A 20,083-nucleotide genomic window follows, 5' to 3' on the forward strand; every position below is an offset into this window, starting at 1 on the left:
GACCCGGAACCGCCGGAAGCGTCCGAAACGCCCGTTCGCACCCGAACCCTGCGGCCTGGTACCGCCGTCGGTGGTCACGTCCGCGTCGTACGCCTGAGCCATGGGGGGAGTCCTCACTGTTTTGCCAGGTGCTCAGTCGACCATAGGGGATCGACGACCGGAGGACGGGACTCGCCGGGCGACGGTTCCCCACCGCCCCGGCGAAAACGCGCCCTGTGACAGAATCAGGACATTCCCCCCTGTTCGCCGACGGGTTCAGCGTCCGGTGCGGACGCCCTGCAGCACCGAGTCGACGATCAGCTCCGACAGCCCCTCCGGCAGCGCCGCGTCCGGCCGCAGCATCGAGCGCGACAGCATGGGGCCGATGAAGAGGTCCCCGAGGAGTTCGGGGTCGATGTCGTCGCGGAGTTCGCCGGTGCGGATGCCCTGCCGCAGGACCTCGCGCACCTGGGCGCGCCGGGCCGCGATGACGGTGTCATGGTAAGCGGCCCACAGCTCCGGCTCGTTCTGGGCCTGCGCGAGGACGTTGCGCAGCAGGGCGGAGGAACGCTTGACCAGGGCCCTGCGCCGTATGAACTCGACGCAGGTGACCAGGTCGTCGCGGACCGAGCGGCCGGTGAGCCGCGGGGTCTGCTCGTCGACGGACTTCATCACGTCGAGCATCAGCGCGTTCTTGCCCGCCCAGCGCCGGTAGACGGTGGCCTTGCCGACCCCGGCGGCGCGGGCGATGCGCTCCATCGACAGCTCCCCGATCGTGGCGCCCTCCTCCAGCAGGCTGAGGACGGCCTCGATGATCGCGGTGTCGGCGGCGGCGTTGCGCGGGCGGCCGCGCGGGAGGCGCAGGGCGGGCCCGGAGACCGTGACGTCCTCCGGCTCCGCCGCCGCCCGGGTCCCGGTCACCGCTCCGCCCCCACCGGGCTGGCCTCGCGTTCGTCTCCGCCGGCGGGGCGCGCCCCGGGGGCCTTGCCGGGCAGGAAGACCAGGACGACGAGCATGCCGAGCAGCGCGACACCGCTCGCGACGTAGGCGGTGACGTGCATGGCGTCGAGGAAGGCGTCCGTGGCCGGGGCGATCAGCGCCTTGCCCGTGGGGCCCATGCCCTCGGCCACGGCGCGCGTGGCCTCGATGGACTCGCCGGCCTGGTGCTGCACACCGGCGGGGAGGCCGGTCAGGTGGTCCGCGATGCCGTCACGGTAGACCGTCGACATCAGCGAGCCCAGGACCGCAACGCCGAGCGCGCCGCCGACCTGCCGGAAGGTGTTGTTGACGGCGGAGCCGGAGCCGGCCTTCTCGCGCGGCAGGGAGGACATGATGGCGACGGTCGCGGGCGGCATCACGTGGGCCATGGCCGTGCCCATGAGGAAGAACAGCACCTCCAGCTGCCAGATCGGGGTGTCGGCGTCGAGCAGCTGGAAGCCGACGAAGCTGAGCGCTATCAGCGCGAGCCCGGCGGCGCAGGTGGCGCGGGCGCCGATGCGGTCGACGACCAGCCGGGCGCGGGGCGCGAAGACGAGCTGGGCGACGGCGAGCGGGAGCAGCAGCAGACCGGACTCCAGGGCGCTGTAGCCCCGGACGCTCTGGGTGTAGAAGACCATGAAGAACGTCACGCCCATGAGCGCGAAGAAGACCAGGCCGATCGCGGAGACCGAGGCCGAGAAGGTCGGGTTGCGGAAGTAGGAGACATCGAAGGCGGGGTGGCTGCTGCGGGCCTCGTGCCAGACGAAGGCGCCGAGCACCACGAGACCGCCGACGATGGTCGTCAGAGGCGTGGCGGCGGTGAAGTCGGCGAGCTGGCCGCCCTTGATGATGCCGTACACCAGCAGCACCAGGCCGACGATGGAGAGCAGGACGCCGACGGGATCGAGCCGGCCCGGCCGCGGGTCGCGGGAGTCGGGGACGATGAGCACCATCGCGACCAGGGCGACGGCGATGATCGGTACGTTGACCAGGAAGACCGAGCCCCACCAGAAGTGGTCGAGGAGCAGTCCGCCGGTGACCGGGCCGATGGCTATCGCGAGGCCCACGGCACCGGTCCAGATGCCGATCGCCTTGGGCTGCTCCTCGCGCTCGAAGACGTTGATGATGATGGCGAGGGTGGCGGGCATCACGAAGGCACCGCCCAAGCCCATCACCGCGCGGAAGCCGATGAGCTCGGCGGAGGAGCCGGCGAAGGCCGACAGCACCGATCCGACGCCGAACACGGCCATGCCGAACAGGAGCACTTTCTTGCGGCCGATGCGGTCGCCGAGCAGGCCCGCGGTGAACAGCAGGCCGGCGAAGACCAGCGTGTAGGAGTTGATCGCCCACTCCAGCTGGCTCTGGGTGGCACCCAGGCCGGTCGGGGCGGGCTCGGCGATGGTCTTCATCGCGACGTTGAGGATCGAGTTGTCCAGCACCACCACGAGGAGGCTGAACAGCAGGACGGTCAGGATCGCCCAGCGGCGGCGGTGGACCGCCTCGGGAACGCTGAGGCTCTGCGGCTTCGCTATGTCGGCGGGCATGCGGCCAACGTAATCCCGATTTCCGATACGGGACCGTCTCGTATTGTAAAAGCTCGGCAAAAGGGGGAGTGACGGACTCCCCCCCTTTGCGCGCACGGCGGCGCGTGTCAGCATGGAAGCGGTCCGGGGACGCCGTCAGGGCGCCTCGAGATGACACAAGGAGCCGTTGCAATGACGCATGCCGTTCCGGCTGCCCAGACGCCCGCTCAGCCCGCTCCCGACAGCAGCAAGGCGCTGTACGGAGGCAAGGGGACACGGCGGATCACCGTCCGGGACATCGCCGCCGCCAAGGAGCGCGGCGAGAAGTGGCCCATGCTCACCGCCTACGACGCCATGACCGCCTCGGTCTTCGACGAGGCCGGCATCCCCGTACTGCTGGTCGGCGACTCGATGGGCAACTGTCACCTCGGCTACGAGAGCACCGTCCCCGTCACGCTGGACGAGATGACGATGCTCTCCGCCGCCGTCGTGCGCGGGACCAAGCGCGCGATGGTCATCGGCGACCTGCCGTTCGGTTCGTACCAGGAGGGCCCGACGCAGGCGCTGCGCAGCGCGACCCGGCTGGTCAAGGAGGCCGGGGTGGGTGCCGTGAAACTGGAGGGTGGCGAGCGCTCCGCCCAGCAGATCGACCTGCTGGTCCAGGCCGGCATCCCCGTGATGGCCCACATCGGCCTCACCCCGCAGTCGGTCAACGCCTTCGGCGGCTACCCGGTCCAGGGCCGCGGCGAGGAGGCCGCCCAGCAGCTGCTGCGCGACGCCAAGGCCGTGCAGAACGCCGGCGCCTTCGCCGTCGTGCTGGAGCTCGTCCCGGCCGAGCTGGCCGCGGAGGTCACCCGCATCCTGCACATCCCGACGGTCGGCATCGGCGCGGGCGTGGAGTGCGACGCCCAGGTGCTGGTCTGGACCGACTTCGCCGGGATGACCGGCGGCCGGGTGCCGCGCTTCGTCAAGCAGTACGCGGCACTGCGCGAGACCCTCGGCGGTGCGGCGAAGGCCTTCGCCGAGGACGTCGTGGGGGGTGCCTACCCGGCCCCGGAGCACAGCTTCCACTGACCCTCCGACGACCCGTCGCGGCGCCGCGCGCGACTTCCCCCTGAGGCGGTGCGAACCACCGCCGGCTTCCGCCCCGGGAACCCCCTCCCCGGGGCGGAAGTTTTTTCCGGGGACGTTGAGCACACCGGCCCCCACCCCCGTATGTGTGGGCAACCGCCCACCAGGGGCGGAGCACCGACGAGACAATGCCGGGGGCCTTGGCATGAACGTTCAGAAGTTGCGCCGATCAGTGGGGGCGGGGGCACTCGCCTCCGCCGCCCTGATCGTCGCCACCGCCTGCAACGCGGGCGTCGACCATGCCAGTCCCCCGGTGGGCGCGATCCAGGCGTCGCAGCCCGCACCGGCGCCCGGCCTCCGGACCGTCGACAACGCCCAGCTCGGCAAGCTGGTCACCGACGAGAAGGGCTGGGTGCTGTACCGCTTCGAGAAGGACGAGCCCAACCCGCCGACCTCGAACTGCACCGGCGAGTGCGCGACCCGGTGGCAGCCGGCCGCCGCGGTCTCGGACACGCAGGTGCAGGGCGTCGACCAGAACCTGGTCGGCAGCGTCAAGCGTCCCGACGGGACCATGCAGCTCACGCTCAACGGCATGCCGCTCTACCACTTCACGGGCGACCAGAACCCGGGCGACACCAAGGGCCAGGGCGCCGACCGCTCCTGGTACGCGGCCACCCCGGACGGCGCGAAGGCCAGGACGCCCGCGCAGCCGAAGAGCGCCTCCACCGAGACCGGGTCAGACGGGTACTGATGGGACAGCAGGCATTGAGAGGACTCGACCCCCGGCGATCAGTAGGGCAGGATGCGCTCGTGGCCGACCATCGCTCAGGTGGGGTCCCCGAAGAGGACCTCATGCGGGCGCTCTACCGCGAACACGCGGGCGCGCTCTTCGCATACGTTCTTCGGCTGGTCGGCGGGGACCGCTACCTGGCGGAGGACGTCGTGCAGGAGACCCTCCTGCGCGCGTGGAAGAGCGCGTCCCGGCTCGACCCGGGCGCCCGTTCCCTGCGGCCCTGGTTGGTGACGGTCGCACGGCGGATCGTGATCGACGGCCACCGCAGCCGTCAGGCACGGCCCCCGGAGGCCTCCCCGGCCGCCCTCGACCAGCTCCCGGCCGAGGACGAACTCGAACGCTCCCTGAGGCTGATGACGATCTCCGACGCACTGGATGATCTCACCGAGGCCCACCGCCAGGTGCTGATCGAAACGTACTTCAAGGGCCGGACGGTCAACGAGGCCGCGGCGACGCTGGGGGTACCGCCCGGCACTGTGCGCTCGCGCGTCTTCTACGCGCTCCGCTCCCTGAAAATCGCTCTTGAGGAAAGGGGTGTGACCACCTCGTGACGGTCTACGGTTACGGCTCCGGGGCAGGTACCCCCCACGACCCGCACGTCGACGTCGGGGCCTACGTCCTCGGCGTGCTCGACGACGCCGACATGGCGCGCTTCGAGCAGCACCTCGCCATCTGCCACCAGTGCGGACAGCAGCTCGACGAGCTGAGCGGCCTCGTGCCGGTGCTCGCCGAACTCGCCCCCGCCGGCGCCGGAGTGCCCGTCCCGCCCAGCGGCGACAAGGTGCTCGGGAGTCTCCTCGGCAAGGTCTCCGGCGAGCGCAAGACCCGCGCCCGGCGCAGGATGTTCGCGCTCGCCGCCTCGGTGGCGCTGATCGTGGCGGGCCCGACCGTCGCGGTGCTCGCCTCCGGCGGCTCGGAGGGCACCCAGGCCAGGGCCTACGCGGAGCAGTTCAAGGGCACCGACAACTCCACGGGCGTCAAGGCGACGGTCGGCGTCAACGAGAAGAAGTGGGGCAGCGAGGTCGGCCTCACCCTCGCCGGGGTCCAGGGACCGCTCACCTGCCGCCTGGTCGTCGTCGGCAAGGACGGCTCCCAGCAGACGGTCGGCACCTGGAGTGTCCCGACGGCCGGCTACGGTACCTCCGACCAGCCCAATCCGCTCACGCTGGACGGGTCGGCGGGGATGCAGCCGGACGACATCTCCCGCTTCGACGTCGTCACGTCCCAGGGGCAGCGGCTGGTGTCGGTCACCACTTGAGCCCTGCGGGGGCACCGAAACGCAAGGGGACGCGCGATGCGCGTCCCCTTCCCGCCGTTCTCGTGCCGGGGGCCCCACCGGAACTGCGTCCGGTGGGGTCCTTTTCGCAGGTGGGCGGCAATCTATCGGTCCGCTGAGTCCGTAGAAGTCCGCTGACGTCCGCCATTGTTGCCGTCAGCGCTGCCGTCAAAGGTCTAGACCTTGCCTTTCGGGGGCTGCGACCGTGCGAGCTACGCGGTGATGAGTTCCAGGCCGTGGTGCATACGGAAGTCGTCGAAGTCCTTGACGTTCAACGTCGCCAGCGGGAGGCCGTGTGTGAGGCAGCAGGCGGCGATCCACATGTCGTTCATCGGCCGGGGCCGGCCTCGAAGCAACCCGGCGGCTGAGAGGGCTCCGTAGGTGTCGGCCACGTCCTCGTCACCGGGCAGCATCGCACTCCTGCCAGCCATTCGGCGAGAATGGTGCGGTTTCCCGGCCCCCAGTGGCGAACCTCAGCCCACTTGGCCAGCTCTGCGCGCGTGACGAACGTGATGATCGGCTGCGTGTTCACCAGCCTGGTCGCCAGCGCAATCGGCAGACGCTTCTTGATGATCAGGGAGGAGACGTCGGAACGACCGTGCGCATGCTCGCTGCTCAGCTCAGGCCACGTCGCGGCGGCGCTCGGCGTACGTGAACGCCAGGAACTCGTCCAGTTCCTCGTCCGACTCGAAGATGTCGGCGGACATGGCCTCCAGGTCGGCGAGCGACTGGATCGGCTTGGCGTTCTTGGCCCGGACCAGTTCCTCGACCGACAGCCGGGGCCGGCGCGGCGGGATCACAGGATGGTCAGCGCTGCTCGTGCTCATGGCGACCTCCGCGTTCCGTCCAGTGTGCTTCCTCAAGGCAGCATAGGGCCGTCCCCGGCCATCGGGTACCGACTTCACCCTACGGAGTAGCCCTCCGGACACACGTGCACGCGGACGGTGAGGCAGCGCTCGGCGGAGGCGAAGTCGACCCGTCCCAGGGCCTTGGCCGAGTAGACGGTGTCCTAGCGCGACCCACGGACGGGCCGCACGGCTTGACCTGTATAGGACATGTCCGGATCCGGCAGTCCTGGCACCGAGTGCCACCACCCTCGCCAGGCGTCGGCCGGATGTCGGTGAGGCGTCAGCGATATGTCGGCGCCGTGTCGGTGGGGTGCGCGACCGTGGCGGCATGACACAACGAGATGCCAAGAGCGCGGACGCCGCCGTCAGGGTGCGCGGGCTCGTGAAGCGCTACGGGGAGACGAAGGCCCTCGACGGGGTGGACCTGGACGTGCGGCAGGGGACCGTGCTGGGCGTGCTGGGGCCGAACGGCGCCGGGAAGACGACGCTGGTGCGGATCCTGTCCACACTGATCCGGCCGGACGCCGGCACGGCGACGGTGGCCGGCTACGACGTCATGGCGCAGCCCCGGCAGCTGCGCCGGGTGATCGGGCTGACCGGGCAGTACGCGTCGGTCGACGAGTCGCTGTCGGGCCGCGAGAACCTCTACATGATCGGCCGGCTGCTGGACCTGGCCCGCCGCGACGCCCGGAGCAGGGCGGACGAGCTGCTGGAGCGGTTCTCGCTGACGGACGCCGCCCGCAAGCCCGCCAAGGAGTACTCCGGCGGCATGCGCCGCCGGCTGGACCTGGCGGCGTCGATGATCGGACGCCCGGCGGTGCTGTACCTGGACGAGCCGACCACGGGTCTCGACCCCCGCACCCGCAACGAGGTGTGGGACGAGGTGCAGAACATGGTCGCCGACGGCTCGACCGTGCTGCTGACCACGCAGTACATGGAGGAGGCCGAGAAGCTCGCGCACGAGCTCACGGTCATCGACCGCGGCCGGGTGATCGCCGGGGGCCGGGTCGAGGAACTGAAGGCGAAGGTCGGTGGCCGGACGCTGCAGGTGCGCCCGGTGGATCCGGGGGCGCTGGACGCGATGGCGGCGGCGCTCGGTACAGGGGCGCAGGCCGTGCCGGACCACGCGAACGGGGTGCTCAACGTGCCGATCCTCAGCGACGGACAGCTGACGGAGATCGTGGGCGTGCTGGGCGCGCACGGTTTCGCGATCGCCGGCATCGACACCCATCTGCCCAGCCTGGACGAGGTGTTCCTGGCCGTCACGCGCGGCAGCGGCACCCGGGACCGAGAGGAGCTCGCGGCATGACCGCCGTCACCGTCCCCTCGGGGAGCACCAAGGCCGCGGCCGCCGATCCGCGGATCGGGCTGCGGGCCAACCTGCGGCACATCGGCGCACTCGTGCGGCGCAACGTCCTGCAGATCCGGCAGGACCCGGAGTCGATGTTCGACGCGCTGCTCATGCCGATCGTCTTCACGCTGCTGTTCGTGTACGTCTTCGGGGGCGCGCTCGAGGGCAGCCAGGAGAAGTACGTCAACTACATGGTGCCCGGCCTGATGGCCATGATGGGCATGAACATCGCCATGGCCGTCGGCACGGGCGTCAACTCGGACTTCAAGACCGGGGTGATGGACCGCTTCCGGACGATGCCGATCGCCCGCTCCTCCGTGCTGATCGCGAAGATCGTGGTGGAGATCGGCCGTGCGCTGGTCGCCACGGTGATCCTCCTCGTCATGGGGTTCATCCTCGGGCTGCACGTGGACAACGGTGTGTTCGGGCTGCTGGGCGCGGTGGTGCTGTCGCTCGCGTTCGGGGCCTCCCTGATGTGGGTCTTCATCCTCCTGGGTCTGGTCGCCCGGACCCCCCAGTCCGTCCAGGGACTCGCCGTGATCGTCGTCCTGCCGCTGCAGTTCGGGAGCTCGATCTTCGCCAAGCCGACCACCATGCCGGGCTGGCTGGAGGCGTTCACCCGCTACAACCCGCTGTCCAACCTCGCCGACGCCTCCCGCAACCTGATCAACGGTGGTGCCGTCGCGCACTCGGTGATGATGACGGTGATGTGGGCCGTGGGCATCACGGTGATCAGCGCGCCCCTGGCGGTGGCGAGGTTCCGCGACAAGACCTGATCCTGGAGGCATGGACCCCGTCGAGGCGCTGGACCGGATCGCCTTCCTGCTGGAGCGGGACGGCGCCCCGACCTACCGGGTCCGTGCCTTCCGCGGCGCCTCCGCCGCGGTCGCCGCGATGCCGCCGGAGGAGCTCCGGCGGCGCGCGGAACGGCCGGGCGGCCTGGAGGAGGTCAAGGGCCTCGGCCCGAAGACCGCCGCCGTCGTCCGGGAGGCGCTGGCGGGCGACCGCCCCGCCTACCTGACCCGGCTGGCGCAGGACACGGCGGACGCGTTCCCGCGGCCCGGCGGCGACGCGGGGCAGCGGATGCGGGCCGCGCTGCGCGGCGACTGCCATCTGCACTCCGACTGGTCCGACGGCGGCAGCCCCATCGAGACGATGGCCCGCACCGCGATGGAGCTGGGCCACGAGTGGGCGGCGCTCACCGACCACTCCCCCCGGCTGACCGTCGCCCGCGGGCTGACCGCCGAACGGCTGCGCGCCCAGCTGGAGGCGGTGGCCGAGCTGAACGAGCGGCTGCCGCCGTCCTTCCGGCTGCTGACCGGCATCGAGTGCGACATCCTCGCGGACGGCGCGCTCGACCAGAACGCGGAGCTGCTGGACCGGCTGGACGTGGTCGTGGCGTCCGCCCACTCCAAGCTGCGGATGGACCGGGACGAGATGACCCGGCGCATGATCTCCGCGATCAGCAATCCGCTGGTGGACGTGCTGGGCCACTGCACGGGGCGGCTGGTGGCCGGCAAGCCGCGCCCGGAGTCGGAGTTCGACGCGGACCTGGTCTTCGCCGCGTGCGAGCGCTTCGGGGTGGCCGTGGAGATCAACAGCCGCCCGGACCGCCTCGACCCGCCGCGCCGGCTGCTGCGCAAGGCCGTGGAAGCCGGGGTGCTCTTCGGCATCGACAGCGACGCCCACGCCCCCGGCCAGCTGGACTGGCAGATCCTCGGCTGCGCCCGCGCCGAGGAGTGCGGCGTCCCCCCGGAGCGCGTCGTCAACACCTGGGACGCGGAGACCCTGCTCCGCTGGGCCCGCACCCGCGAGGTACCGGCCGCGGCGTCCCAGGGCTGAGCCGCTGCCCGGTCCGGGCGCGCAGGCAGCCGTTCAACGGCCTTTCGGGCGCCGGGTGGTGGCCGCCTCGCCGGTCACGCGTCGGGCCGCAGCCGCAGCACCGTGGTGAGGGCGTGGCGGCCCTCGCCCTGGAGGATCTCGACGGGGAGGGGGGCGGGCAGCGGGCGGTAGGGGGTGCCGTCGTCGAGGGCCGGGCCGAGCGGAGGCGGCGGGGGGACCAGGAGCGCCGCGAGCTGGGTGCGCAGGGAGGCGTCGAGAGGTGCGGAGGCGAAGGGGCCGTCGCCGAGGTCGAGAACGAGGGCGCGGGGGGCCCGGGGAGTGCCGGTGAAACCGATGGCCTCGGCGTCCTGCGGAACGGCGTGGCGGAGCTTGAGCCAGTCACGGCGGTCGGGGCGGTAGCGCTGGCCGCGGCCCTTGACGACGAGGCCCTCGATGCCGGCCGGGGCGAGCGAGGCGTACCACTGGAGCGCCTCGTCGCGGTCGGTCGTCATGGGAACGGCCTGCAGCGGCGGCCCGAGCGGCTCCAGCAGGGCGACGAGGGCGGCGCGGCGCTCGTCGTAGGGGCGGCCGCGCAGGTCGGTGCCGCCGGCGGCGAGCAGGTCGAAGGCCGCGTAGTTGGCGGGGAGGACGGGGCCGCGGGTGGAGCCGCGCAGGGCGCGGCGCTGGAGGGCGCCGAAGTCGATGCGGCCGTCCCGCCAGATGACGACCTCGCCGTCGAGGACGGTACCGGCTGGCAGGGCCCTGGCGGCCTCGGCGATCTCGGGGAAGGTGGCCGTCACGAGCCGGCCGGAGCGGGTCTGCAGGCGCACGGGGCCGGTGAGCACGACCATGCGGTGGCCGTCGAACTTGGGCTCGTAGGCGCAGCCGCCGGGGAGGGCGTCGGCCGCGGGGACGGCGTCGACGCGGCGGGCCAGGGCGACGCGGACGGGGAGCGGGAGGGGATCGGTCACGAGGGGGCCGCCCGTCACGGCAGGGTGCCCCGCCCGGCGGCGTCGTCCAGGGCGGCGAGCAGGTCGCCGCGGTGGGCGGCGCGTTCCAGGACCTCCTCCGGGGTGAAGGCGAGGTCCTCGGCCTTCCGGCACGAGGCGATCTCCTCCCACGTGACCGGGGTCGCGACGCCGGGGCGGTCGCGCAGCCGCAGGGTGTACGGGCAGGCGGTGGTCTTCGCGGAGGCGTTCTGGGACCAGTCGATGAAGATCTTCCCGGCGCGCAGGCTGCGGGTCATGGAGAAGACGACGAGGCCGGGGTGCTCGTCGCGCATACGAACGGCGAGCGCCCTGGCGTAGCCCGTGGCGGCGGCCTCGCTGACGGGCCGCAGCGGCGCGTACAGGTGCAGCCCCTTGCTGCCGGAGGTGACGGGGGAGGTGGTGAGCCCGTCGTCCTCCATCATCTGCCGCAGACGTTCGGCGACCCGGCAGCACAGGACGAGGTCGGCGCCCTCGCCGGGGTCGAGGTCGAGGACGAGCCGGTCGTGGGCGTCGCGCCCGCCCGCCACGGTCCACTGGGGGACGTGGACCTCCCAGCCGCCGAGATTGGCCATGGCGACCAGGGCGGGGGTGGAGTCGACGACGACGTGCGGCTCGTCGGCCTCCCCGGCGGTGGTCACCCAGTCGGGCGTGCCGGCGGGCGGGCGTTTGGCGAACCAGCGCTGGGCGTGCGGGCCCTCCGGAGCGCGGACGAAGGAGGCCAGGCGCCCGGTGGCGTGCGGCACCAGCACCGGGGCGATGCCGGCGTAGTACCGCAGCAGCTGTGCCTTGGTGTGACCGGTGACCGGGAAGACGACCTTGTCCAGGTGGGTGAGGACGACGCGGCGGCCGTCCACCTCGACCGTCTGCCGGTCGGGCGAGGCTGAGGGGGCGGGCATAGTCTGGAAAGTCCCCGGAAAGGGACGAAAGTATGCGATCCATGTGGAAAGGTGCGATCGGCTTCGGACTGGTCTCCATTCCCGTCAAGCTCTACGCGGCCACCGAGGAGCACGGCGTCTCGCTGCACCAGGTGCACGCCGAGGACGGCGGTTCTCTGGGGGTGCGGGCTGTTCCGGCGAATGACGGGCCGAATCTGTGCAGCTCAGCACCGGCGTAGCCGAAACTATCGCGTGCGACACCTGTGGCGCCATCACCCTTGGGGGTGGTCGCTCACAACGCTCGGTTGCAGCGCCGCCACGCATCGGACGACCTTGGCCAGCACGCGCCAAGGTCGTCCGTGAGATGACGCGGTTCAGGGCCGCGTATCGATGGGTCGAAGGCGGTTGGTCAGACGCTGTCAGGCCAGGGGAACCCGAGCTCCTCGGCTCGCTCGCGGCTGCCGCCGCACACTCGTGCGTAGGACTTCGGGTCCTCTTCGCCCAGCCGGCGCAAGGCGGCGGCGGCCTGCGCCTCGGGCGTTGTGCCGTCGTCCGGAATGACCCAGCGGAACTGGAGGGGACTGTCGGCTCGTTCCGGTCTGCCGGACGCCAGCCCCGGCACATACCAGAAGGTCACCTCGGCGGTGTCGGGGTCATCGAAGCCGCTGCTGATCCAGCCTCGGCTTGCATCCCATTGGCTCAACAAGTCCGGCTCCTCGATCAGCCCCGCCTTGATCAGGCGGGCGATGGTTCGTGCCCGCCAAGACCAGGAGCTGTCGGTCTCCGCCCTGGCGATCGCAGTGTCGTACTCGGAGGCGTCGAACCAGTACGTGGGCAGCTCGGGCGCGGGCTCGCGAGAGCCCGGCAGTGTCTGCCGCCACTTCTCCCACACCACCTGGTCCGCGTCTCGCCGGATGGTGACGTAGAGCGCGCCGCAGCACCCCTCGGTGCAGGAGGCTTCCGCGAGTTGCACTTCGCGGGGCTCCTCACCGGCGCGCAGGCGGCCATCGTCCAGTAGATACTCGGGGCTGTGGACGGGACCGCGGCCAAACGCTGCCGGGACCACCGGCCGGCCATCGATGAGCACTCGTGTCTCAACGGGATTTCGGTCCGCAGGGTCGCCGGCCACCACCTCGATGCGGAACTTGTCGGGCGTCGCCGGACGTGTGAACGGCTGCCGTCCGGTGCGGCGGATCCAGTCGGATCGTCGCCGCTTGTCCTCTTCGCCTCCGGTCGCGCCCGCCACCGCCCATCGGGGCTCGGCCAGCAGCCGCCCAAGCGATTCCAGCAGTGCCGCTCGCCGTCCGGGCGCCCAGTCCAGCAGCACGCCGGTGCCGCTGCTCAGGTCCAGGGCGAGCGATAGCAGCATGGCTGCGTTGTCGAGGGTGGGCGGCAGCAGATCGGACCGAGTGACGACCCTGTCGTACACACGGAGCGCGTCACGGTAGGCCAGGAGGTCGGTCGGATCATCGCGTGAGCATCCCATCCGGACGAGCAGCCTGCCCGCACGAGCGAGCAGGCGGGTGTCGGAGGGATGGTGATCGAGTAGGTCGGGCAGGTGGGAAGCCTCCGCGATCCGGCGGGCGACCGCGCTGCTGACGAGGCGTGGTGAGTCAGGAAGCGCGACCAGCTCCGGGCGCACGGCCTGCCGGTCAGCTGTCCATAGGGCGTGGACGAGCGACTGCAGCTCGTCGCGGCGGGCGTAGACCACGAGCCACACGACAGCCGCGGATTGGCGATCGAGGTTGTCGAGCGCGTTGACAGCTGCGCCGGTGAGATCCCGGAACAGGCCGAGAACAGAGAGATACGGGACGTCCTCGGGCTCGCCGAGGCGACCCAGAAGGGCGATACCCACGGTGACGGCGGACGCGGTCGTACCGGTCCGGATCAGCCGCCGCCCCAAGGCCCGGGCCGCACCAACCTGTTCGGCTGGCAGTGCCAGGCCGGCGACGCTGGACTTGATCAGGTGCCTGTGGCGATCCTGAATGCCAAGTCGCTCGAAGCGGCGATGCAGGGTGGCGGGGTCATCCGGGAGTGGGCTCAGCGCTTTCAAGATGGCGCTCTTCGCCTCTTCTCGAGGAAGCAGATCCTCGCCCGCTGCGTTCTTCTGCGGCAGCGAATAGCCGCGTCGGAGCGGGACACCCTCGGGGGACTCGCGCAACAGACGTAGGGCGTGGTCATACAGAGCAGTCGGGGGAGTGAGCGCCTTGCGCTCTTCCTGGGCGCTCACAGGGTGAAGTGGGACTCGATTCCGTAGGTCATGTGCGCAGCTTGCCAGCCGGTCAGCGCCATGTCGAGGGGATTGGTTCCTGCGTCAAGCAGCCTGGACCTGAGGTAGGGGCGTCAAGACGCTCGGGTCCTGCGTCGTCCGCCTGTGCCGGCGAGAGCTTTGATCAGATCCTCCCGGGTCATTGTCGAGCGTCCCGGGATGTCGGCGTCTGATGCCCGCTTGTAGAGGTCCGCCTTGCTCAGGGATTCCAGCTCCGAGGCCTTCGCGGTTTTCTTCTCCGTCTTCTTTGCCGCACGCGTTGCCTGCCGCTTCTCGGCGGCCTTCCGCAACTGGGTGGGCGGTCGCCCTTCCGTGGATTCAGCCTTCCCGGCAGCACCGCCCTTGGCGGTCTTGGCCCGGTCGACGCTGGCCTGCAGGGCCTCCATCAGGTCGATGACGTTGGTGGACGACGGCGGCGCCTCGCCCTTCTCCACTACCGCTCCGGAACGTTTGGCCTCGACGAGTTCCCGCACCTTCTCCTGATATGTGTCGTGGTAGCTGTGCGGATCCCAGTCGATGCTCAACGCGTCGACGAGTTGCACGGCGGTCTGCAACTCGCGGTCGACCACTTCCTTCGCCTCGGGAATGTTCCCGATCTCGCGTCGCGGGTCGCGGACCTCGTCGGCCCAGTGCAGGGTGTGGAGAGCCAGGACGTCCTCTTCTGCTTTCACGGCGACGAGGTATTCGCGGTTGCGCATGACGACGGTGGCGATCCCCACCTTGCCGGACCGCGCCAACGCCTGGTGCAGGAGGGTGTAGACCTTCGAGTACTCCTGGCCGCGTGGGGCCAGGTAGTAGCTCTTGTCGAAGTAGATGGGGTCGACGTTCTCCAGGCCGACGAACCCCGTGATGTCCAGCGCCTTGGAACGTCCCGGGGCGATCTCGTCGAGCTCTTGGGGTTCGACGACCACGTACTCGTCCCCCATGTCGAAACCCTTGACGATCTCGTCGACGGGGACTTCTTCACCGGTGCGCTCATTCACACGCTTGTTGCGCACCCGGTCAGAGGTGCCGCGTTGGATCTGGTTGAAACGGATCGTGTGACTCTCGGTCGCCGTGAAGAGCTGCACGGGCACGGACACCAAGCCGAAGGTCAGTACGCCGCTCCAGACTGCGCGTGCCATCGTGATCCGCCTTCCTTGATCTCTCCAGAACCATCGGACCCCGGCTCTGCAGTGATCGCATCTCGGCGGTGCCACGAGGTCACCTCTGGCTTTGGTTCAGCGTCCGGGTCAGCTCGCGGTTCGCCGCCCGTGCGGCGTCGAGGTCCTCGGTGCGCTCCTCCAGTTGGCTCTGGAGGTCGACGACCCGCTGTTCGAGGGTCGTGACCTGTCGCTGGAGCTGGTCGAGGTCTGCGCTGGCACCCAGCCCCGACTCGCGCCAGGCCTGGTCGCCGAGCATTTCTGACAGCCGCTTCTCCAGTTGCCGGACGCGGGTCGCCAGCCGTGTGTTGCGTTCGAGGGCGTTCGCGAGGTCTGCCTGCAGCGATGCCCTGCTCACGGGGGTCTGTCCATCGAAGGAGGCTGGGTTGCCGGCGGCTGTGTGGAGATGTTGCAGCAGGTCGCGGTGACGGTAGAGGAACGAGCGGTCCACTCCAGCGGCCCTGGCGATGCCGGCGGCGGTGATCTCCTCGCCCCCCTTGGTGGCTGCCTCGATCGCCTTCAGTACGCGCTGCCGGCGTCTGGCCGCGTCGGCCCGCCTGCCCTCGGCCATAGGGTCCGTGCTGGTCATGGGGTCCTCTCGGGGCGCAGGTCGGGTAGCGGCTGGCGGACGCGGGGCATACCCAGCAGGACGCTCTGTCGTCCGCGGCGGACGACGGCGACGGCGTCCTCGATCTCGGTGCGCTGTTTCTCGTCCAGGTCGTCCATGCCGTCCTTCACACGTTTGATCAGCCGTCTCACCCGCCGGATCTCCTCGTCCGACGGCATCGCTTCGGCTTTCGCCCAGTCGTCGGCGTCCAGTGCAGCGGCCAGTCGTTCGCGATTGCGCAACAGGTCGGCGAGGTAGGCCTCCAGGTCGGGCAGGTAGGAAACGTCGGTGCGGAAGTGGCCGCAGCCGACGCAACGGAATCTGACCGGGCAGTCCTGACCGCCGGCGGCGACGTTGGACGGTTCGGTGCAGACGCCGTAAGGGACCGCGACCTCGCCGACCGCGCGGCGGGCGTGCTCGGAGTCGAGCAGGGCCTTGGCCTGGCGCCAGACGCGGTTGCCGTGCCGGTCGAACTGCATCTCCGTGACCCGGTCGACGGCCTCGCGCCGCCGTTCCTCGCTGATGCGGTAGTAGGCCTGCGTGGTGTCCATCCGCCGGTGGTCCATCAAGACGCGCAGGACATCAACAGGAACCCCCGCATCCGCGTGCCGCTGGCAGTAGGTATGCCGGTAGGCGTAGAGGAAGATCCTGGACTTGTCGAACGGCAGCATTTTGGTCACCGGTTGCCCCTCGACCTCGAGACGCGTGGGGACCAGGAAGTCCGGCAGCGAGCGAACCCACTCACGGTGACGGCCGGACAGCCAGCCGGGCCCGATCGGCTTCCGCCCCCACGGATTGCCGACCCTGGTCGGCAGAAGCATCAATTCTGCGGTCGGTGTCAGGGGGTAGTCGGCACGGATCCGCTCCTGCTGCTGGGTGATCACTCCAGCCGTGGTCTTGGAGATCGGCAGCCGGCGTCCCTTGCGGTTGGCCTTGTAGTTGTCGTAGATCAGCAGGAACTGGCCGTCGGCATCCTGCTTGAGGCAGTCCCAGCGTAGCTGGCAGATCTCCTGCGGCCTCCGACCGGTGTCGATCAGCAGTTCCACGGCCACCCGGTTCTCCTGGCCGTTGCGGCGGTGACCGACAAGGGACGGCAGGTGGTCGCAGAGCTGCCGCATCACCTCGGCAGGCAGATCCTTGCCCGCCTCGGAGTCCTCCGGATCGTCGGGGATGTCCTCGGCGACAAGTGCGAAGTCGTCCGGCAGCCCGTGCAGAGGTTGTCCCGGGCGAGCGAGTCCAAGCGACCGCATCCGGACCAGGTTGCGGTGGACGAAGCGGCAGGTCACCAGCCACTGGTGGGCAGAGATCTCCCCCGTGTGGTGCAGGTAGGCCAGGCGGTTGGTGAACGCGACGATGTCACGTCGGCCCACCTCGCGGACGTCGTCGCCGTGATCCTCCCGCTGCAGCCGCAGGCTCTCGGAGAGGAGCGCGAAGGCATTGACGATCTGCTGAACGCTACTGAGAGCCTTTCCGCGACGCTGAGGCAGCGAGAAGAAGGCCCACTCCTTGAGCGCGTCCCGCAGCCACGGCTGATGGATCGCGGTGAAGCGCACCTGGCCGGAGTGGCCGAACACGGCGCCGTTCCATACATCCTTGATCCGCTCGCCATCGGGGGTGAGGCCGACCCGGCCGACGAGGGTGACCAGGCTGCTGCACAGCCCCCGGACGCCGCGGGAGACGTGATCGGGTTCCACAGCGCACAGCGAGGGAAGTTCGAGTTCGCGCAGCCGGTTGGTGAGGTTGCGGAGCTGGAACTGGGTGGTGTGAAAACCCTCGCTGGTTCGGGCCTGGATGCCGTAAAGGATCTCGGCGACCACCCGGTCGGGCAGCCCTCGCAGGCTCACCTCGTTGTTCGCCGTGACCGGGGCGGTCGTACGCCGCCAACGCTCCTCATCATCGGCCGTGAGCCGTCCTCGCCGGATCGCGTCGGAGAGGCGAACACGGTGGGCGTGGCAGTAGGGCGACTTTCCGTCCCTGTCCCGGTGGCAGGACACGACCTCGCAGGGCCCGAAACCGGGCAGTGCGACGATGTCGTCGAGCGCGAGGAACTCCTCCACCGTCACTTTCCTGCGGTCAAGTTGACTCATGTGTGTCGAGCAAAGCGGCCGCCGCCACGAGCGGAACGGCCGCTCGCATCCGGACACCGAGCAGGTCTCGACGCCGACCCGACGCCCGTCACCGCGGCCCATTTCGACGAACTCGTCCAGCGCGGGTTTGCCCAGTTCTCTCCACCGCAGTCGGCAGCCCGAGCAGAGCTCCCTGCTGTAGCTCGTCTGCGAGCAGCCCTTCACCCGGCAGAGCGGCGTGCCGAGTTGAGCGTGGTCGGCCGGGAAGAACAGCACGCGGACCGTGGGCGACCACCCGAGGACGGCCAGGAAGTCGGGGTCGATCGCCGCCCACAATGCCGAGACGCCGCCGGGGTCCTGCCCGTGCTCGGGACCCGGGGCCGGGACAGCCCTGAGGGTCATCGAAGGCCCTCCTCGGTCAGTTCACGCGGTGAGGGAACACGATCGATCGCCTTCCTCAACCGGGCATCCGCCGGGTGCAGGTAGGGGCGGGCGGACTCCGGGTGCCTGTGGCCCAGGAGCATCTGGATCTCGTCCAGGGTGCCGCCCGCGTCGGCGACGTTGCTGGCCATCGCGTGCCGCATCATGTGCGGCGCGATCTTCCGTTCCAGGCCTGCCCGCCGTGCCAGGCTCTCCACCGTCTCGCCGATGGCGTCCGGCGTGACCGGTGAGCCCAGCGGTTCCCGGAAGAGGTTCACCAGGACGAAGTCGCCGCCCGCGGCTCCCAGCCGCTCGTGGCGTTCCAGCGCGTACTGGTCAAAGGCCTGCACCACCAGGAAGTCCACCGGCAGCACGACCGAGCGTCGCGACTTCGACCACGCCTGATTCTGGTTCTGCCGCCGCACGATGTGAAGATGGGCGCCCCCGACCGGGCATCCCAGGGCAGCGGAGTCCATCAGCAGATGGACGTCGCTGCGACGCAGGCCCGCGGCCTGGCCCCGACGCAGCCCGACCCGGGACAGCAGCAGCACCAGGAGCCGGTCTCGGGCCGAACGGCAGGCCCGGAACATCGCCACGATCTCCTCGTCGCTCGCCCGGTCGACCTCCGGCTCCGACTCCGGCAACCGGTGCTGAGCCCGCAGCCGGTAACGCATGGCCCCGTCCTCACCTTGCGCCTGGACCGGGAGATCGCGCGTGTCGCCCAACTCATAGAGCCGTTCCAGGACCCAGCCCGGCACGGCCTTCTCCGCCACCGCATGGGCCAGGAACCCCCGAACCGCCGCCAGTACCCCGTTGATCCGGCGAGCCTTGCGGACCGGCTCCGCCCCTGGCCCGGGCACCACCGTCGGCCGCCTTTCAGACCTGCAGGGCTGCCACTTCAGCCAGAGGATGAAGGAGCTGAGGTCGCGGGCGGCCGTACGCCAGTCCCGGCCGGTCGCCGCACACCAGCGCAGGAACAACGCGATCCCACCCGCGTAGGACTTCGTCGTCGACTCCGCACGGTCCCTGCCCAGCCGCAGGCCCAGCAGGAACCGGTCTGCCTCCTTCACCACCTGGAGATCGCCATCGACCACCGTCCAGTAGGCGGCACCGGATGGCATCCGCACACGAAACGCTTGCACCAAGAACCCCTCACTTCACAGCCGTGCGCAACGATCCAACGCAGAGCCACACCCCCGGAGAACCGTCGCGGCATCCTCAACGACGGCCCTCGGCACCACGTCACGCGACGGACTCCCAACCCCCGGAGAACGGCGGCCGCATCCGCATGAAGCGGTTCTGCGAGAAGGAGGGGAAGGAGGTCCCCTACGCGGAGATCGCCAAGGGGTACGAGGACGAGACCGGCCGCACGGTGGTGCTCACCGACGAGGACCTGACCGCCCTCCCCCTGCCCAGCAAGAAGCTGATCGACGTGCTCGCCTTCGTCGACGCCGACGAGATCGACCCGCTCTCCTTGTCCCGGGCCTACTACGTCGGCGCCGAGACCGCCGCCGCCAAGCCGTACGTCCTGCTCCGTGAGGCCCTGAGCAGCAGCGGCAAGGCCGCCGTCACCAAGATCGCGCTGCGTACCCGCGAGTCGCTGGCGCTGCTGCGCGTCCACCAGGACGTGCTGGTGCTGCACACGATGTACTGGCCCGACGAGGTCCGCGCGGCCGAGGGGCTGGCGCCGCCGGAGAAGGTCACCGTGCGGCCGCAGGAACTGAAGATGGCGCGGAGCCTGATGGACACCCTTTCCGAGGACTTCGACCTGGAGTCGATGCACGACGAGTACCAGCACGCGCTGGACGAGCTCGTCGCCGCCCGTCTGGAGGGCGAGCCCGTACCCGAGATGGGCGAGGTCACCGCCGCCCCCGACAACGTGGTGGACCTGATGGCCGCGCTGCAGGCCAGTATCGACGCCCGCGGCGCGGAGAAGACCGGCGCGAAGAAGACGGCGGCCGGCAAGGCCCCGGCGAAGAAGACGGCCGCCAAGAAGACCCCCGCGAAGAAGGCGGCGGCCAAGAAGACCGCGGCGAAGAAGGCGGCGCCCCGCAAGAAGGCCGGCTGAGGGGGCC

General features: G+C 70.3%; 20 protein-coding genes. 9 read left to right on the forward strand and 11 right to left on the reverse strand.

Translation table 11 applies throughout. From position 1 onward, the window contains the following. Positions 1-255: 255 nt before the first annotated feature. Positions 256-900 carry a TetR/AcrR family transcriptional regulator gene (locus AC3EUJ_RS12225; protein WP_431961127.1) on the reverse strand — a complete coding sequence of 215 codons (645 nt, stop codon included), beginning with the start codon at positions 898-900 and terminating at the stop codon, positions 256-258. Further along, on the reverse strand, positions 897-2,501 hold the full coding sequence (locus AC3EUJ_RS12230; RefSeq protein WP_431961129.1) for a DHA2 family efflux MFS transporter permease subunit: 1,605 nt from the start codon (positions 2,499-2,501) through the stop codon (positions 897-899). The genes AC3EUJ_RS12225 and AC3EUJ_RS12230 overlap by 4 nt, the downstream gene beginning before the upstream one ends. 171 nt (positions 2,502-2,672) lie before the next feature. On the opposite strand from AC3EUJ_RS12230, the gene panB reads away from it, so the two are divergent. The 4 genes from panB to AC3EUJ_RS12250 all read left to right on the forward strand — a co-directional run bounded on the left by panB (position 2,673) and on the right by AC3EUJ_RS12250 (position 5,602). Then, on the forward strand, positions 2,673-3,554 hold the full coding sequence (gene panB / locus AC3EUJ_RS12235; protein WP_431961130.1) for a 3-methyl-2-oxobutanoate hydroxymethyltransferase: 882 nt from the start codon (positions 2,673-2,675) through the stop codon (positions 3,552-3,554). Positions 3,555-3,756: 202 nt separating this feature from the next. Continuing rightward, positions 3,757-4,302, forward strand: coding sequence for a hypothetical protein (locus AC3EUJ_RS12240; protein ID WP_431961131.1), 546 nt, complete (start codon positions 3,757-3,759; stop codon positions 4,300-4,302). Continuing rightward, positions 4,302-4,895: a sigma-70 family RNA polymerase sigma factor gene (locus tag AC3EUJ_RS12245; protein ID WP_431961132.1), complete on the forward strand. Its 594-nt coding sequence runs from the start codon at positions 4,302-4,304 to the stop codon at positions 4,893-4,895. Before AC3EUJ_RS12240 ends, AC3EUJ_RS12245 begins: the two co-directional genes overlap by 1 nt. Further along, a complete protein-coding gene (locus tag AC3EUJ_RS12250) occupies positions 4,892-5,602 on the forward strand; it encodes an anti-sigma factor family protein (protein ID WP_431961133.1) in 711 nt (236 codons plus the stop codon). Before AC3EUJ_RS12245 ends, AC3EUJ_RS12250 begins: the two co-directional genes overlap by 4 nt. A gap of 230 nt (positions 5,603-5,832) precedes the next feature. Here the strand turns inward: AC3EUJ_RS12250 and AC3EUJ_RS12255 are convergent, their stop codons facing one another. Beyond that, positions 5,833-6,051 carry a PIN domain-containing protein gene (locus tag AC3EUJ_RS12255; RefSeq protein ID WP_431961134.1) on the reverse strand — a complete coding sequence of 73 codons (219 nt, stop codon included), beginning with the start codon at positions 6,049-6,051 and terminating at the stop codon, positions 5,833-5,835. 189 nt (positions 6,052-6,240) lie between these two features. Beyond that, on the reverse strand, positions 6,241-6,447 hold the full coding sequence (locus AC3EUJ_RS12260) for a hypothetical protein (protein ID WP_431961135.1): 207 nt from the start codon (positions 6,445-6,447) through the stop codon (positions 6,241-6,243). Between the two features lie 349 nt (positions 6,448-6,796). Here AC3EUJ_RS12260 and AC3EUJ_RS12265 point away from each other — a divergent pair, with 349 nt between their 5' ends. The 3 genes from AC3EUJ_RS12265 to AC3EUJ_RS12275 are packed head-to-tail and all read left to right on the forward strand — an operon-like array spanning position 6,797 to position 9,661. Next, positions 6,797-7,777 carry an ATP-binding cassette domain-containing protein gene (locus AC3EUJ_RS12265; RefSeq protein WP_431961137.1) on the forward strand — a complete coding sequence of 327 codons (981 nt, stop codon included), beginning with the start codon at positions 6,797-6,799 and terminating at the stop codon, positions 7,775-7,777. Then, positions 7,774-8,595, forward strand: a complete 822-nt coding sequence (locus AC3EUJ_RS12270; protein WP_431961138.1) for an ABC transporter permease — start codon at positions 7,774-7,776, stop codon at positions 8,593-8,595. The genes AC3EUJ_RS12265 and AC3EUJ_RS12270 overlap by 4 nt, the downstream gene beginning before the upstream one ends. A gap of 10 nt (positions 8,596-8,605) precedes the next feature. Beyond that, on the forward strand, positions 8,606-9,661 hold the full coding sequence (locus AC3EUJ_RS12275) for a PHP domain-containing protein (protein WP_431961139.1): 1,056 nt from the start codon (positions 8,606-8,608) through the stop codon (positions 9,659-9,661). 74 nt (positions 9,662-9,735) lie between these two features. Here the strand turns inward: AC3EUJ_RS12275 and AC3EUJ_RS12280 are convergent, their stop codons facing one another. Further along, positions 9,736-10,611 (reverse strand): ATP-dependent DNA ligase, encoded by an 876-nt coding sequence (locus tag AC3EUJ_RS12280; RefSeq protein ID WP_431961140.1) that lies wholly within the window; start codon positions 10,609-10,611, stop codon positions 9,736-9,738. A 14-nt stretch (positions 10,612-10,625) separates the two neighbouring features. Next, positions 10,626-11,525, reverse strand: a complete 900-nt coding sequence (ligD, locus tag AC3EUJ_RS12285; RefSeq protein WP_431961141.1) for a non-homologous end-joining DNA ligase — start codon at positions 11,523-11,525, stop codon at positions 10,626-10,628. A 41-nt stretch (positions 11,526-11,566) separates the two neighbouring features. On the opposite strand from ligD, the gene AC3EUJ_RS12290 reads away from it, so the two are divergent. Beyond that, positions 11,567-11,743, forward strand: a complete 177-nt coding sequence (locus AC3EUJ_RS12290) for a Ku protein (protein WP_431961143.1) — start codon at positions 11,567-11,569, stop codon at positions 11,741-11,743. Between the two features lie 170 nt (positions 11,744-11,913). On the opposite strand, the gene AC3EUJ_RS12295 is transcribed toward AC3EUJ_RS12290, so the two are convergent. The 5 genes from AC3EUJ_RS12295 to AC3EUJ_RS12315 all read right to left on the reverse strand — a co-directional run bounded on the left by AC3EUJ_RS12295 (position 11,914) and on the right by AC3EUJ_RS12315 (position 19,129). Beyond that, positions 11,914-13,734: a hypothetical protein gene (locus AC3EUJ_RS12295; protein ID WP_431961144.1), complete on the reverse strand. Its 1,821-nt coding sequence runs from the start codon at positions 13,732-13,734 to the stop codon at positions 11,914-11,916. Between the two features lie 113 nt (positions 13,735-13,847). Next, positions 13,848-14,897, reverse strand: a complete 1,050-nt coding sequence (gene ku / locus AC3EUJ_RS12300) for a non-homologous end joining protein Ku (protein ID WP_431961145.1) — start codon at positions 14,895-14,897, stop codon at positions 13,848-13,850. A 79-nt stretch (positions 14,898-14,976) separates the two neighbouring features. Next, positions 14,977-15,504: a DUF6262 family protein gene (locus AC3EUJ_RS12305; RefSeq protein ID WP_431961146.1), complete on the reverse strand. Its 528-nt coding sequence runs from the start codon at positions 15,502-15,504 to the stop codon at positions 14,977-14,979. Next, on the reverse strand, positions 15,501-17,990 hold the full coding sequence (locus tag AC3EUJ_RS12310; protein ID WP_431961147.1) for a tyrosine-type recombinase/integrase: 2,490 nt from the start codon (positions 17,988-17,990) through the stop codon (positions 15,501-15,503). The genes AC3EUJ_RS12305 and AC3EUJ_RS12310 overlap by 4 nt, the downstream gene beginning before the upstream one ends. Beyond that, the gene (locus AC3EUJ_RS12315; RefSeq protein ID WP_431961148.1) at positions 17,987-19,129 is read right to left on the reverse strand and encodes a tyrosine-type recombinase/integrase; all 1,143 of its coding nucleotides are present in this window, start codon (positions 19,127-19,129) and stop codon (positions 17,987-17,989) included. The genes AC3EUJ_RS12310 and AC3EUJ_RS12315 overlap by 4 nt, the downstream gene beginning before the upstream one ends. Here AC3EUJ_RS12315 and ku (AC3EUJ_RS12320) point away from each other — a divergent pair. Then, on the forward strand, positions 19,123-20,076 hold the full coding sequence (gene ku / locus AC3EUJ_RS12320) for a non-homologous end joining protein Ku (protein ID WP_488180954.1): 954 nt from the start codon (positions 19,123-19,125) through the stop codon (positions 20,074-20,076). The two genes, AC3EUJ_RS12315 and ku (AC3EUJ_RS12320), sit on opposite strands and share 7 nt — an antisense overlap. Positions 20,077-20,083: the final 7 nt, after the last annotated feature.

This window comes from Actinacidiphila sp. bgisy160, assembly GCF_057707815.1.